The organism is Streptomyces sp. NPDC002926, from assembly GCF_053591755.1.
This window is the reverse complement of sequence record NZ_JBSFUK010000061.1, coordinates 1-13,402: the sequence shown is the minus strand read 5'-3', so window position 1 is coordinate 13,402 and position 13,402 is coordinate 1. Positions and strand designations below refer to the sequence as shown.

The 13,402-nt window shown below is 69.7% G+C and carries 14 protein-coding genes; 11 read left to right on the top strand and 3 right to left on the bottom strand.

Annotated features, from left to right (window positions below; translation table 11 throughout):
* The 3 genes from ACWDZ6_RS32915 to ACWDZ6_RS32905 form a co-directional block, all read right to left on the bottom strand.
* Nucleotides 1–1,056: DUF4139 domain-containing protein (locus tag ACWDZ6_RS32915; protein ID WP_451505757.1), on the bottom strand; the 1,056-nt coding region annotated here is incomplete at its 3' end.
* 397 nt (nt 1,057–1,453) lie between these two features.
* Nucleotides 1,454–2,275 (bottom strand): SCO6745 family protein, encoded by an 822-nt coding sequence (locus ACWDZ6_RS32910; RefSeq protein ID WP_451505756.1) that lies wholly within the window; start codon nt 2,273–2,275, stop codon nt 1,454–1,456.
* Nucleotides 2,276–2,278: 3 nt separating this feature from the next.
* Complete coding sequence (locus ACWDZ6_RS32905) at nt 2,279–3,160, bottom strand: alpha/beta fold hydrolase (protein ID WP_451505755.1); 882 nt, start codon at nt 3,158–3,160, stop codon at nt 2,279–2,281.
* Between the two features lie 285 nt (nt 3,161–3,445).
* On the opposite strand from ACWDZ6_RS32905, the gene ACWDZ6_RS32900 reads away from it, so the two are divergent.
* From ACWDZ6_RS32900 to ACWDZ6_RS32850, 11 genes are all read left to right on the top strand, one after another.
* Entirely contained in the window at nt 3,446–4,075 is a 630-nt protein-coding gene (locus ACWDZ6_RS32900; RefSeq protein ID WP_451505754.1) for an HAD family hydrolase, read from the top strand.
* A 400-nt stretch (nt 4,076–4,475) separates the two neighbouring features.
* Nucleotides 4,476–5,999 (top strand): class I adenylate-forming enzyme family protein, encoded by a 1,524-nt coding sequence (locus ACWDZ6_RS32895; protein WP_451505753.1) that lies wholly within the window; start codon nt 4,476–4,478, stop codon nt 5,997–5,999.
* 118 nt (nt 6,000–6,117) lie between these two features.
* Entirely contained in the window at nt 6,118–6,810 is a 693-nt protein-coding gene (locus ACWDZ6_RS32890) for a TetR/AcrR family transcriptional regulator (RefSeq protein ID WP_451505752.1), read from the top strand.
* Nucleotides 6,811–7,272: 462 nt separating this feature from the next.
* Nucleotides 7,273–8,091, top strand: coding sequence for an SDR family oxidoreductase (locus ACWDZ6_RS32885; RefSeq protein ID WP_451505751.1), 819 nt, complete (start codon nt 7,273–7,275; stop codon nt 8,089–8,091).
* The gene (locus tag ACWDZ6_RS32880; protein WP_451505750.1) at nt 8,088–8,447 is read left to right on the top strand and encodes an enoyl-CoA hydratase-related protein; all 360 of its coding nucleotides are present in this window, start codon (nt 8,088–8,090) and stop codon (nt 8,445–8,447) included. The genes ACWDZ6_RS32885 and ACWDZ6_RS32880 overlap by 4 nt, the downstream gene beginning before the upstream one ends.
* Nucleotides 8,434–9,663 (top strand): acyl-CoA dehydrogenase family protein, encoded by a 1,230-nt coding sequence (locus ACWDZ6_RS32875; protein ID WP_451505749.1) that lies wholly within the window; start codon nt 8,434–8,436, stop codon nt 9,661–9,663. The genes ACWDZ6_RS32880 and ACWDZ6_RS32875 overlap by 14 nt, the downstream gene beginning before the upstream one ends.
* Before the next feature lies 1 nt (nt 9,664).
* Nucleotides 9,665–9,877, top strand: a complete 213-nt coding sequence (locus ACWDZ6_RS32870; protein ID WP_451505748.1) for a hypothetical protein — start codon at nt 9,665–9,667, stop codon at nt 9,875–9,877.
* Nucleotides 9,870–10,907 (top strand): phosphotransferase family protein, encoded by a 1,038-nt coding sequence (locus tag ACWDZ6_RS32865; RefSeq protein WP_451505747.1) that lies wholly within the window; start codon nt 9,870–9,872, stop codon nt 10,905–10,907. The genes ACWDZ6_RS32870 and ACWDZ6_RS32865 overlap by 8 nt, the downstream gene beginning before the upstream one ends.
* A 272-nt stretch (nt 10,908–11,179) precedes the next feature.
* Nucleotides 11,180–11,977, top strand: coding sequence for a DUF429 domain-containing protein (locus tag ACWDZ6_RS32860; protein ID WP_451505746.1), 798 nt, complete (start codon nt 11,180–11,182; stop codon nt 11,975–11,977).
* 498 nt (nt 11,978–12,475) lie between these two features.
* Nucleotides 12,476–12,679 (top strand): cold-shock protein, encoded by a 204-nt coding sequence (locus ACWDZ6_RS32855; RefSeq protein ID WP_165245126.1) that lies wholly within the window; start codon nt 12,476–12,478, stop codon nt 12,677–12,679.
* Nucleotides 12,680–13,038: 359 nt separating this feature from the next.
* Nucleotides 13,039–13,402 (top strand): DEAD/DEAH box helicase (locus ACWDZ6_RS32850; RefSeq protein ID WP_451505745.1); only part of this gene is annotated, 364 nt, incomplete at its 3' end.

Below are 13,402 nucleotides of genomic sequence, written 5' to 3'. Positions count from 1 at the left end.
GTAGCCCTGCGGTGCCGGCGGCGGGGGAGGCGGCGGTGGCGGAACGGGACCGGACGCGGAGCCGCCCGCGGCACCCACGGGCGCGGTGCCGGCCGCGACAGCCGTGGTCGTGGCCGGGCCGGGGCCTGCCGCGTCGTACCCGGAGAACAGGTCGACGAGCCCGGCCGGGGGCTCGCGCCAGCCAGAAGGCACGGGGGCGGGCTGACTGCGTCCGATCCGGATCGAGCGGAGCCTCGGAAGGTCGGTGCGGCGCCGGAGATCGGCGGTGGCCAGGGCGATGCGCACACCGGTCCAGTCCTCGCCGGTCCGCTGGGCGACCGAGGCGCGCAGCAACAGACGGCCGCTGCCGTCGCCCTGACGGTGAGTGAGACGGTAGGCCGGCACCCAGACGGCGCCCGGCACCCCGTATTCCAGCTCCAGCTCCACCTCCGAGTCACCGGTGCCGTCGAGGGTCAGGACCGCGCAGACCGTGGTCTCCACATGCGCTGACGGCGCGTCGGTGGAGGCGCGGGCAAGCCTGTCGGCGGCGACGGTGAGCTCGTGCTCGACGTTGCGCAGTGCCTCCTCCAGTTCGACGAGGCGGTTGTGCAGTCCCGTCAGCCGCTCTTCGACGAAGTCGGCGAGCTCCAGCCACGTGTCGACTGGGGTGCGGCGGTGCGGGTCCTCGCGCCTGCGGGCAGGTGGGACCGGGTGGAGCGCCCGGACCTCCTCGATCAGGCTCAGCTGTCGGTCCCGGCGTCCCCGCGCCGCCGCGTACTCGTCGCTCAGCCGCTCGACCTCGCGCCGCAACTCATCGGGCGTGCCCGCGCGGAGTGGCTCGGCCTCGACCTCCACCCGGGCCTCGGTGACGCGCGCCCCGGGGGCACCCAGGACACGGGCCCGCAGCGAGCCCGGGTCCAGCGAGCGGGGCAGTCCCGTCACCCGCACCCGGCCGTCAGGCGGCACGCTGCCCCGGGCCAGGCGGCGGCAGACGGCGCCCTGCGCGTACACCACGACCGAATCGAGGGTCGACCCCCACCTCTGTGCTGACTCAGCCTGTGTCGACCCAGCCGTCATGTGCTCCGCCCCCCGTCGCGTCCATGCTGAGCGAAGCCTACGCCCGGGCGGACTGCGCGTCCGCGTCGAATCAGGAGGATGGCGTCCAGGACCACACGCCCTGTTGGCACAGCATCCGTTTCATGGCCTCCCACAGGGGGGGCGGGTGGCCTGCACTGCAGTGCTGCGGACGGCTTCGGTTGCCCGCACGCATGCGGGCAGCCGTTGCGTATGCCCAACGCTCCTTCCGAGGCAGCCCTGTTCTTCGGTCGGCCGGACGTGCCTCGAGGCTTGCCCGGACGGATGAGCCAAGGTGGCCCAGCCCCCTCTCGAGCCCGCGACGGCGTGCCCTCTCCGAGGCCATGGCCGCCCGGTTCGAGCAGAACGAGCGGAAGCGGAGGGGGCGTTCAGCGCGCGCTCAGCCGATCTTGAGGAGCCCGGCTTCGATGACGGCGCGGCCGAAGGGGCTCGCCAGTTCGGCGAGACGTTCGCAGTCGGCGTCACCCAGGGCGGCGTAGGCGGGCAGGGTCAGGCGGTCGGTGCGGTCCTCGATGTGCCGGCGCAGGCGTACGCCTTCCGGGCTGAGGGAGTCGCCGTCGAGGAGACCTCGTGTGCGCAGGCGCTCCTCGGTGTCGGCCCACTCCTCCTCGGGCCATGCGCGGCTTGCCTTGAGGAAGTCGACGGGAACCTCACCGGTGGCAGCGTGCAGAACCAGGGCCTCCAAGCCCCCCACACCCTCGCTCAGCAAGCACGCGACATGGCCGTCTCCACGGAACTCCCGGAGCAGCGTCTGGGCGTGCCACAGCTGCAGTACCGGCTCCTCCGGCCAGGGCAGGGCGGCGTGCGCGGCGAACAGCGGTCGGCCCTGCGGGTGTTCGCAGGCCGCCTCGGCGGCCGTGCGGGTCAGCGCCAGGACCTCGTCCAAAGCGGGGAGTTCGTGGATCCCGGCCCGTCGCAGGGCCTCGCTCGCGGCGGCGTGCCGCGCGTCCAGCACCTGCTGCGGTGTCGCCGCCTCCCAGACCCCGTCGACCGCCTTCCGTACGAGACCGGGGTTGAAGTTGTAGAAGGTCGAGATGACCAGCTCGGCGGAGGCTCGGCCGAAGGCGGCGCTCCGGGAGGCGAAGTACCCGGCGCGACCGCTCAGTCCGAGGTCCGCGTACCGTCGCCTTCCCTCGGGGGCGAAGTAGATCATGCCGTGTACGGGCTCGAGCCGGCGCCAGGCTGCTCGCGCTGTCTTCATGGGTCACCTCTTCTGAGAGTCGGCCGACGGGGTGTCCGCCGTGGTTCCGTACTCGCCGTGCGCTCGCAGGTGTTCGAGCAGCAGGCGGCTCAGCGCCTCGGGTGCCTCCTCGGGGATCCAGTGGCTGACGCCCTGGAGAGTCTCGAACCGGTACGGCCCGTTGACCCACTGCCCGGTCTCCCGCGCGGCCGCCTGGCCGAACGCGCTGTCCTGGGTGCTCCAGACGTACAGCGTGGGCACGTCGATGACGCCGATCGTGCCGTCGGGACGGCCGGCCCGGTACCAGTTCAGCGCCGCGGTGAGAGCACCCGGCCGGGACAGGTGCCGCACATAGGCCTCGGCGCTGGCCTGCGGGACCTTTCCGGCGTACGTGGCGCGAAGTGCTTCGGCATCGCCTGCGAGCATGCGCTCTTCGGTCGCGGGCGTTTCACGCCAGGCGATCATGTACTGCGATCGTTCGCGCTGGTCCTGGTCGGTACGCAAGGTGGTGGCCAGAGCGCCGGGGTGCGGGGTCGAGACCACCGTCAGGGTGCGTACGCGGCCGGGGTGGGCATCGGCGGTCCACCATGCCACCGCGCCTCCCCAGTCGTGGCCGACCAGGTCGAACGAAGCGCAGCCCAGTGCCTCCGTGATCGCGACAACATCGTCGACCAGGACGCTGATGCGGTAGTCCTCGGGCCGTTCGGGGCGGGCCCCGGGGGAGTACCCACGCTGGTCGGGTGCCACCACCCGGTAACCGTGCGCGGCCAGTTCCGCGATCTGCCGTTGCCACACCAGCCGCGTCTGTGGGAAGCCGTGGAGCAGCAGCACCGGGCGGCCCTCGGGCGGACCCGCCACGATCGCGTCGAACACGCCCGCAGGAGTGGAGATGCTCAGCTCGGTCACGATCCGCCCCTTCATACCGACTGGTCGGTCAGCCTTGAGCCGTGGAAGGCGATTGTCAAGAGCGAGAGCGCGCGCATTTCCCGCAACGGCAGCCGCGAGCCGCCCTCCCCGCGCGAGCTGGTTGAACTTGACGTCGAATTCAACTATACAACGATCGGAGGCCGAGCGACTCGGTCGGGCTGTTCGAGGTCGCTCAGGTCCTCGGGGGAGTCGCCGACCACGGCTGCCGTCGCCACGGCCGGTGCGAGGCCGGCCATGAGAGAGGGTGTGAATACGGTGTCGAACGTGGTGGAAAAGGCCCGAACCGCGGTCCTTGTGGACTTCGGCGGGGTCATCACCTCCAGTGTGTTGCGGGCTTTCACCGACTTCGGCGCCTCACTCGGCGGCGACCCGCGCCTGCCGCTGGAACTCCTCGGCCGGGACCAGCCGTCACGGGCTCTCCTGGCCGACCACGAGTGCGGCCGTATCGACGCGGAGGCCTTCGAGCGAGGATTCGCCGAACGTCTCCGTGCCCACGGCGCTGACGTATCCGCCGAGGGGCTCACGGCCCGGATGCAAGCGGGAATGTCGATCGACCAGGACATGCTCGCGCTGCTCGGTGATCTTCGCGCCGCGGGCTGCCCCGTGGCGCTGGTGTCCAATTCGTTCGGGAACGGAACCTACGACGGCGTCGACCTCGACGCCGTGGCCGACGCGGTCGTCATCTCCGCCGAGGTCGGGATCCGCAAGCCCTCCCGGCGGATCTACGCGATCGCATGTGAGCGACTCGGCGTCACCCCCGAGGAGGCAGTCATGATCGACGATCTGCGTCAGAACCTCGACGGAGCGGCGCGAATCGGAATCGGGGGTGTGCTGCACACCGATGCCGCCGACACCCGCCGCCAACTCGCCGAACGCTTCAGGATCACCGCCTGACCGGCCGGCCGATCTGACCGATCGACCTGACCGGCCGGCCGATCGATGGGAGGCCGGCGCGGGAGAACGGTCATGCCCGGGACCGGCGCCGCCCGCGGGCGGCGCGATGCTCGCGCCCGCCAAGTGCGGGCTCACGCGCTTCGGTACCACCTCTGCCTGCCCGGCGGGACGCCTGCGCTCCCCTTCGAGTCGCGCCGCCGGCCGAATCCCTTCCGGATGAACGTCCGTACGCGGTTCGTGGACGGCCTCGCCGGTGACCACGGCCGGACGCCCGGGCGAATGCACGTCCCCGCCATTTCCCCCGGCACATGGCTTGAAGTTGAGGTCGGATTCAATTCTACTGGCGGGCGAGGGGGACCCGTACCGCATCAGCTGCTCACATCCCCGGAGGGCACCGCCCATGGCCAGTGTTTTCGACCCGGTCTGCCGCCACGCGGCCGCAACTCCCGACAACATCGCGCTGCGCGACGGCGCGGATCAGTGGACCTACCGGCAACTGCACGACGCGAGCGTTCGGTACGCGGGCGCCCTGGCCACCGCCGGCCTGTCCCCGGGCGACCGGGTGCTGCTGGCGGCGCCGTCGGTGCCCGAGTTCGTGGTGGCCTACCTCGGGATCCAGGCCGCGGGCTGCGTCGTGGTGCCGGTCAACACGATGTCCACCCGGGCCGAGGCCGAGTACGTCCTCGGCGACGCCGGGTGCTCGTTGGCGATCGCATGGCACGCCCTCGGCCCCGCCGTCGCCGAGGCGGCAACGACGCTCAAGCTGCCCTCCTGGACGCTGTCCCCGGGCGCGAATGTCACCGATGCCGGCTCCGTCCCCGTGGTCGACCGGGACGGCGACGAGACCGCGGCCATCCTGTACACCTCGGGTACGACAGGGCGGCCGAAGGGCGCCCAGCTCACGGTGGGGAACCTGTTGTCCGCCGGGGAGATCGGTGCCGAGTGCAGCCGCGGATCGAGCGCCGACCGCACCGGCACCGGACTCCCGCTGTTCCATGTGTTCGGCCAGGCGTCCGTCATGATGGCGACCTTGACCGCGGGCGGTTCGATGTCGTTGCTGGCCCGATTCGACCCGGCGTCGATGCTGGAGATGCTGCGCCGCGACCGGCTCACCATCATGGCCGGCGTACCGACCATGTGGAACGCGATGCTGCACGCGGCGGTTGATGCGAACCCGGCGGACTTCGCCCAGCTCCGTGTCGCCGTCTCCGGCGGAGCCTCGCTGCCCGGGGAGATCGCCCGGGCGTTCGAGGCCCGGTTCGGCTGCACCATCCTCGAAGGCTATGGGCTCACCGAGACCACCGCGTTCGGCACCTTCAACGACATCGACCGCGGCGGCAAGACCGGGTACACCGGGCGGGCGGTCCCGCGGCTGCAGATCCAGGTGCGTGACTTCGAAGGCAACGAGTGTCCGCCGGGTACCGTCGGCGAGGTCCACATCAAGGGACCCACGGTGATGCGCGGCTACTTCAACCGCCCCGAGGACACCGCCGCGGCGATCTCGCCCGACGGCTGGTTCCGGACCGGCGACCTGGGCGAAACGGACACGGACGGCGACCTGCGCATCGTCGACCGGATCAAGGACCTGATCATCCGCGGTGGCTACAACGTCTACCCCGGTGAGGTCGAGGAAGTTCTCTACGAGCACCCGGACATCATCGAGGCAGCCGTGATCGGCGTTCCCGACGACCACTACGGCGAGGAGGTGGCCGCGCTCATCGCTGCCCGGCCGGGTTCGGAGCTCGGTGCCGCCGAGGTGTCGAGCTGGACACGGGAGAGACTGTCCGCCTACAAGATCCCGCGGATCATCCGGTTCGTCGACGAGCTGCCCAAGGGTCCTAGCGGGAAGATCCTCAAGCGTTCCATCGACCGTACGGAGCTGACTCGCGACCCCTCGCCCGGCGACGCACCCGCCCGCCGGTAGCCGAACAGCCGTCGGCGGACGAGACGTGTCCGGCCACGTGGGCGAGGTCGGCCCCGGCGGCCTGCGCGCGCTTGGCGAATTTGTGACTCCGGTGTCGGATTCAAGTAACCTTTCGGCGATGGATACCACCGCGCCCGAGGAGATCTACAGCGAGAAGGCACCGCCGATGGCGCCCCTCTCGTCACTTCGCGAGCCGCCGACGACGAAGCGCGGAGCTCGGACACGGGCCGCTTTGGTGACGGCCGCGCGGAAGGTGTTCGAGAGGGACGGCTACCTCGACACCCGCCTGATCGACATCGCCAAAGAGGCCCACTGCGCGGCGGGATCCTTCTACACCTACTTCGCGAACAAGGAAGAGGTGCTTGCCGCCGTCCTGCTGGAGGCGCAGGAGGACATGATGCACCCCGGCATGGGCCGGGTGCAGGGTACCGACGATCCATATGCGGTACTCGAGGCGAGCAATCGCGCGTATCTCGAGGCGTATAGGCGGAACGCGAAGCTGATGGCACTGCTCGAGCAGGTCGCACAGGTGGAGCCGGAGTTCCGTGAGTTCCGGACCCGGCGCACGGATGCGTTCATCAGCCGCAACGCCCGCGGCATCGCCGACCTGCAGGCGCGGGGTGTCGCCGACCGTGAGGTCGATCCGATGTTGGCCTCCCGCGCGCTGTCGGGCATGGTCAGCGTCATGGCCTACAACGCCTTCGCGCGAGGCGTTGGGCAAGAAGAAGGTACGCCGGCGGCCTTCGAGGAACTCGTTTCCACGGTCACCCGGCTCTGGGCGAACGCCCTGCGGTTCCCCGGCCACCGCTGACCCTGATCCGGCAGTAGCGCAGGCCGGGGCGGAGACCGCCGCCGCGGATCTTCTCCTCTCCTCCCCACCGGTGTGACGTCTCCTCCACCGGTGTGACGTCGCGCGCAGGCGGATGGGTGAGCCGACCGGTCGGCGGCCGGGGAACGATACCTGGCCGTAGCTGTCGTCGACGGCTCAGGGCGCAGCCGTCGGACGTCAGCAGGTGAAACGACGAGGCGCCGGGCGGTGCCTTGTTCCGGTGGGCCGCTCCTACACCTGGGGCGGACGAAAGTGCGGCGACGTCCACCGTGAATTCTCTGTTCGCAGTCCAGGGGGCAAGGCGACCTGCTGCGCGTGGTGATGCGTCCCAGGTAGTTGAACTTGACGTCGGATTCAACTATACAAGTGGGCGGAGGCCACGGTCGCACCGTCTCGGGGGACCGTGCCCGGCACCGCACGCCCCGCCCATGGAGAGGGTTCGCTGTGAACGTTGCACAGAGAGTCGCCATCGTCACCGGTGGCGGAGGCGGCATCGGCGGCGCGCTGGTCGCACGGCTCGCTCGCGAAGGTGCCCGGATCGTCGTCGCGGACCTTGATGCGGACACCGCGCGGGCGGTATCGGAGTCGGTCAACGCCGACCATCCGGGCAGCACCGTGAGCGCCGGCGCGGACGTGTCGGAGACCGCGCAGATCCAGCAGTTGATCGATCTGGCGGAGAGCGCGTTCGGTCCGGTCGACCTCTACTTCGCGAACGCGGGTATCGCCGGGGCACCCGGCCTCGACGCGAGCGAGCAGGACTGGGACCTCTCGATCGACGTGAACCTGCGAGCCCACATCCGCGCGGCAACGCTGCTGGTGCCGCGGTGGCTCGAGCGCGGCGAGGGCTACTTCGTCAGCACCGCCTCGGCGGCCGGGCTGCTCACCCAGATCGGCTCCGCCACGTACGCCGTCACCAAGCACGCGGCCGTCGGCTTCGCCGAATGGCTGAGCGTCACCCATGGCGATCGCGGGGTCCATGTCAGCTGTCTGTGTCCGATGGGGGTGAACACCAGGATGCTGTACTCGGGGAAGGACTCCGGGGACGCCCTGGGGCAAGCGGCCACGCGAGCCGTCACGTCCGCGGGTGACGTCCTCGAGCCGGCCGAGGTCGCCGGTGCCGTCCTCGCCGCGATCGAGGACGAGCGCTTCCTGATCCTGCCGCACGAAGAGGTTCTGGACATGTACCGGAACAAGGGCTCGGACTACGACCGGTGGCTGCGCGGGATGCGCCGCTACCAGAACTCCCTGCTGGCGCAGGCATGACCGGCGCGCCGGATGAACTCGTCCTCGCCGAACATCGCGGGCCCGTACTGGTACTCACGTTCAACCGGCCCGCCAGGCCGAACGCCTGGACCGACGAACTCGAAGACCGCTACTTCACGCTGCTCGACACCGCCGAGGACGACCCGGACCTACGCGCCGTCGTGGTCACCGGCGCCGGACGCGGATTCCGCGCCGGCGCCGACCTCCAGCGGCTGCAGGCGGTCGGCGAGGTCTCCGGCGTCATGCTCCAGGCCTTCCGCGGGGCCGATCTCGTCGAAGGCGTGGCCAGTCACCTCGACAGGCGCCCACCGAATTTTCCCTCCCTACCCATCAGGAGTTCAAATGTCGCTGTTTGAGACCTCGGACCGCGCCAAGAAGTACCAGGCGGATCTGCTCGACTTCATGGATTCGCACATCTACCCCGCTGAGGCGGTGTACGACGAGCAGATGCGCGCGTCGGGTGACCCGCACTTCCAGCCCCCGATCCTCGAGGAGCTCAAGGCCGAGGCCCGTCGGCGGGGACTGTGGAACCTCTTCCACCCGCATCCCGAGTGGGGGCCCGGACTCACCAACCTCGAGTACGCGCCACTGGCGGAGATCATGGGACGCAGCCACATCGCTTCGGAAGCGTGCAACTGCAATGCCCCGGACACCGGGAACATGGAGGTGCTCACCCTCTTCGGCACCGAGGAGCACAGGGAGAAGTACCTGGGGCCGCTGCTCGAGGGCACCATGGCCTCGGCCTTCGCGATGACCGAGCCGGCCGTGGCCAGTTCCGACGCCACCAACATCGAGCTGCGCATGGAGCGCGACGGCGACGAGTACATCCTCAACGGCCGCAAGTGGTTCGCCTCGAACGCGATGCACAAGAACTGCAAGGTGCTCATCGTGATGGGCAAGACCGACCCCACGGCGGTCCCGCATCGCCAGCAGTCGATGATGGTCGTCCCCATCGACGCCCCCGGGGTCACCGTGATCCGGAACCTCCCGGTCTTCGGGTACGCCGATCGCGAGGGCCACGCGGAGATCACCTTCGAGAATGTGGGCGTGCCGGCCAAGGACATCCTCAAGGGTGAGGGCGAGGGCTTCGCGATCAGCCAGGCCCGCCTCGGGCCCGGTCGTATCCACCACTGCATGCGGGCGATCGGCGCGGCCGAGCGGGCACTGGAGCTGATGTGCCGGCGCGCGCAGTCACGGGTGACCTTCGGTCGTCCGGTTGCCGAACGGTCCAATGTCCAGGACTGGATCGCGGAAGCGCGGATCGACATCGAGATGATCCGCCTGCTCACGCTCAAGGCCGCGCATCTGATGGACACGGTCGGGAACAAGGAAGCGCGCACCGAGATCGCGGCCATCAAGGTGGCCGCCCCGAACATCGCGTTGAAGATCATCGACCGCGCGATCCAGGTGCACGGGGGAGCCGGAGTGACCGACGACTTCCCGCTGGCCATGATGTACGCGCATCTGCGGACGTTGCGGCTGGCGGACGGTCCCGACGAGGTCCACAAGAGGGCCATCGCCAGACAGGAACTGCGGCAGTACCGCGACGCGGCCACGGCAGCGGTGAGCTGACATGGCAGGACCCGGTCTCACCGGTCGCACCGCGGTCGTCACCGGCGCCTCGCGCGGTATCGGGCCGGCGATCCCCCGGGCCGTCGCCGCGGAGGTCTCCCTTCTCGGCCGGGACGCCGCGAGTCGGTTCACCGGTGAGCCCCTGGTGATCGACGGCGGGCAACTGCTCGGTGACGTGCTCCCGTTCGGGCAAGGGGCCGGCACAGGTGTCTAGCGCCGACCTCGTCGGAATCGACGCCGAGGCGGTGAGCCGCTGGTTCGTGACTCTCGGCGTCGACTTCGCCCGGCCGCTGACCTTCGACCGGATCGGGCTCGGCCAGTCGAATCTGACCTACCTGGTACGGGACCGGGACGGCCGCAGGTGGGTGCTGCGGCGCCCACCGCTGGGTCACCTGTTGGCTTCGGCGCACGACGTGGCCCGCGAGGCGCGGATTCTGACCGCGCTGGAGGGCACCGCCGTCCCGACCCCACGGGTGCTCGGGCTGACCGGTGATCCTGCGGTGACCGATGTCCCGCTGCTTCTCATGGAGTTCGTGGACGGCCAGGTGGTCGACAGGATGTCGATCGCGCAGTCGTTGACGCCCGAGCGCCGCCGGGCGATCGGGATGTCGTTGCCGCGGACGCTGGCGAAGATCCACGCGGTCGATCTCGGGGCGACCGGGCTGACCGGTCTGGCCGGCCACAAGCCGTATGCGCAGCGTCAGCTGAAGCGGTGGTCGGGCCAGTGGGAGAAGTCCAGGACCCGCGAGCTGCCCGCCCTCGAGGACCTCACCCGGCGCCTTGCCGCGGCCGTCCCGGAGCAGCGCGAACTGACGCTCGTACACGGCGACTTCCATCTGCGCAACGTCATCACCTCCTACGACAGCGGGGAGGTGACCGCGGCGCTCGACTGGGAGCTGTCGACGCTGGGGGATCCGCTGGCGGACATGGGCAGCCTGCTGGCGTACTGGCCGGAACCGGGGGAGGAGGAGACCGGGGGCGATTTCGCCGCCTCCGTCCTCGAAGGCTTCCCGGGCCGTGCCGAGCTCGCTCAGACGTATCTGACCGAGACAGGCCGGGACCCGGCGGCACTGAAATTCTGGCACGTGCTGGGCCTGTGGAAGGTGGCTGTGATTGCCGAGGGCGTGATGAGGCGAGCCATCGATGAACCGAGAAACAAGAGCGCGACGGGCACGCCCACCGTGGAACGCGTCGATGCGCTCGTGGACAAGGCATGCCGAATCGCTGACGAAGCCGGGTTCTGACAAGGAGTAGCGATGTCCGCTCGTCGCACCGCTGGTGACCGCGGTTGCTTCCGGCTCGCGCTCCGCGATGTGGGAGAGATCGAGCCGTCCGGCCCGATCGTCGGGCATCGGCGCGAGCTCGGCCGGGGCAAGGGCAGGGCGGCCGGTGCCGCACCGCGGCCGGGCCCCGGTTCCCGGTTCCCGGTTCCCGGACGGAGCTTGTCCCGCCGGTCCGGCATTGCACGTAGCGCCCGGGTGCGGTGTCTGCCGCCCTGCTGCGGGAGGATCGCGGCATGAGGCAACGACAGGCGGTCACGGTCGGGGTCGACCTTGCCGCGAGCGCACGGCGTACGGCTGTGTGCCGGGTGCTCTGGGGTGGCGGAGAAGGCTTGGCGGTGGAGTTCGTCGTGCCCGAGGGGGACGAGGGTCTGCTGGCGGTTGTCCGGGCTGCCGACAAGACAGGCCTCGACTGCCCTCTTGGCTGGCCGTCGAGCTTTGTGGCAACGGTCCTGGCCCACCACCGGGGCGAGCGGCTGCCGCCTGCCGTCAGGTTCGAGGAGCGTGCGGACGGGAGGCCCGGTCTGGATGCGCTGCGATTCAGGGTCACCGACGACCTCACATGGAAGGCGACCTCGATGCGGCCTCCGCTGTCGGTGTCCACCGATCTTCTGGGCGTCGTGGCGCTGCGAGCGGCTTATCTGCTGGATGGACTCGCGGCGACCGGAGTCCCCGTGCCCCGGGACGGGTCGGGACCGATTGCCGAGGTCTACCCCGCTGCCGCACTGCGGCGGTGGGGGATCCACCGTGCCGGTAGCTACAAGAGCGCCACGCCCGCAGCGCGTGCCGCCCGGGAGCACATCGTCCGCTCGGTCGAGGCGGGATTGGGGGTGGCGCTCCCCGAGCCGGTGCGCGGGCAGTGTGTCGACAGCCACGACCATCTGGACGCGTTGCTCTGCGCCCTGGTCGCTCGCGCCGTCCTGATCGGGGACACTCGGTGGCCGCGTTCGCCGGACGAGCGCGCGGCCGCCCGGCAGGAGGGCTGGATCCACCTGCCCGGTACGGATCTGGCTGCCCTCCGCGCTGACGGCTGACTGAGGATCGCCCTGACGGAGTCCGGCGGACACCAACCGCGACAACCGGGACCGGCAGGCCTGAGCTTCCTCGGCCGACCGGGGAGATGGCCGATCCCGGAGGCCGCGAGCGGTACGGAACAAGCACGCAGCGACGGGGGATGTGGCTCACGACTTGCCCGATGAGCCGTGGCCCCGCCCTGCCCTGCTTCTGCGCCACGCTCCGCGGGAGCTGATATCTGCTGCCGCAGCTTCAGAAATTTACGCAGTGTGTGATGCGGGTCCCTGGCGTCACGGGCGAAATGGTAGTACTTGCCGTGCTCCGGATGCTTGCACCGTGCTACTCTTGATCCCACTTGCAGTTGTGGTTCCCATTGACACTTCAAGTGCTTCGTATGGCTTTAAGCCATCGGGCACTTTTGTATTTCCGGTGCTGTTTTCCGGACGGGGTAATCATCGCGGCGACGTCGGGGTTCGCACAGTGTGGACTCCGAGTACTGCCCCAAAGGAGATTTTGACATGGCTACTGGCACCGTGAAGTGGTTCAACGCGGAAAAGGGTTTCGGCTTCATCGAGCAGGACGGCGGCGGCCCCGACGTCTTCGCCCACTACTCGAACATCGCCACCCAGGGCTTCCGTGAGCTGCAGGAAGGTCAGAAGGTGAACTTCGACGTCACGCAGGGCCAGAAGGGCCCGCAGGCGGAGAACATCGTTCCTGCCTGACGCTGAAAGCGTGCGACGCAGCTGGGGTCGGCACCTTGCGGTGCGGGCCCCGGCTCGTTGCTGTTCGCAGGGATGCCCGAGGTGCCGTTATGGCATTTCCCTGTATGCGTGATATCAGGCCGTGCACTGTTGTTCTGCGTGCATGGCTTCGGCCGGAAATAGGTCCGCTCGCGTCCCTGTACGGCCCACCCGCCCCATCCGGTGGATTCCCGGCAGTGTGAAGCCGGGCATCGTCGCTATATTCCGCACCGGTGCGGCCGGTTTCGTTCCAGTCTTTTATTCGGCTCGTTCTTGCAATTCCGTGGCGCTCATTGCTGCCGAGAATTCCTCGATACGTGCCATATCGAGGAAGGTTCTGCATGAACCGCTCAGCTCGCACGAACGACCGCTACTCCAACCCCCGCAGGGGCGGATCCGCCGGTTCCGACCGGGGCGCCCGTTTCCGCCCGCAGGGCCAGAGCCGCCCCGGCAACCGCTCCGGCGGCCACGGACGCCGTCCCGCCGCGGTGCAGGGGGAGTTCGCGCTGCCCGTCACCATCACCCCGGCCCTCCCCGCGGCCGCGACCTTCGGCGAACTGGACATGCCGGCCGAGCTGCTGAAGACGCTCACCAGCCTCGGCATGAACGAGCCGTTCCCGATTCAGGCGGCCACGCTGCCGAACACGCTGGCCGGGCGGGATGTTCTGGGCCGCGGACGTACCGGCTCCGGCAAGACGCTCGCCT

Bases quoted from the DNA above. Each gene is read 5' to 3' on its own strand.
- ACWDZ6_RS32890 (WP_451505752.1), top strand. From the start codon at position 6,118: ATGGATACCACCGCGCCCGAGGAGATCTACAGCGAGAAGGCACCGCCG.
- ACWDZ6_RS32880 (WP_451505750.1), top strand. From the start codon at position 8,088: ATGACCGGCGCGCCGGATGAACTCGTCCTCGCCGAACATCGCGGGCCC.
- ACWDZ6_RS32855 (WP_165245126.1), top strand. From the start codon at position 12,476: ATGGCTACTGGCACCGTGAAGTGGTTCAACGCGGAAAAGGGTTTCGGC.
- ACWDZ6_RS32910 (WP_451505756.1), bottom strand. From the start codon at position 2,275: ATGAAGACAGCGCGAGCAGCCTGGCGCCGGCTCGAGCCCGTACACGGC.
- ACWDZ6_RS32895 (WP_451505753.1), top strand. From the start codon at position 4,476: ATGGCCAGTGTTTTCGACCCGGTCTGCCGCCACGCGGCCGCAACTCCC.
- ACWDZ6_RS32875 (WP_451505749.1), top strand. From the start codon at position 8,434: ATGTCGCTGTTTGAGACCTCGGACCGCGCCAAGAAGTACCAGGCGGAT.
- ACWDZ6_RS32860 (WP_451505746.1), top strand. From the start codon at position 11,180: ATGAGGCAACGACAGGCGGTCACGGTCGGGGTCGACCTTGCCGCGAGC.
- ACWDZ6_RS32870 (WP_451505748.1), top strand. From the start codon at position 9,665: ATGGCAGGACCCGGTCTCACCGGTCGCACCGCGGTCGTCACCGGCGCC.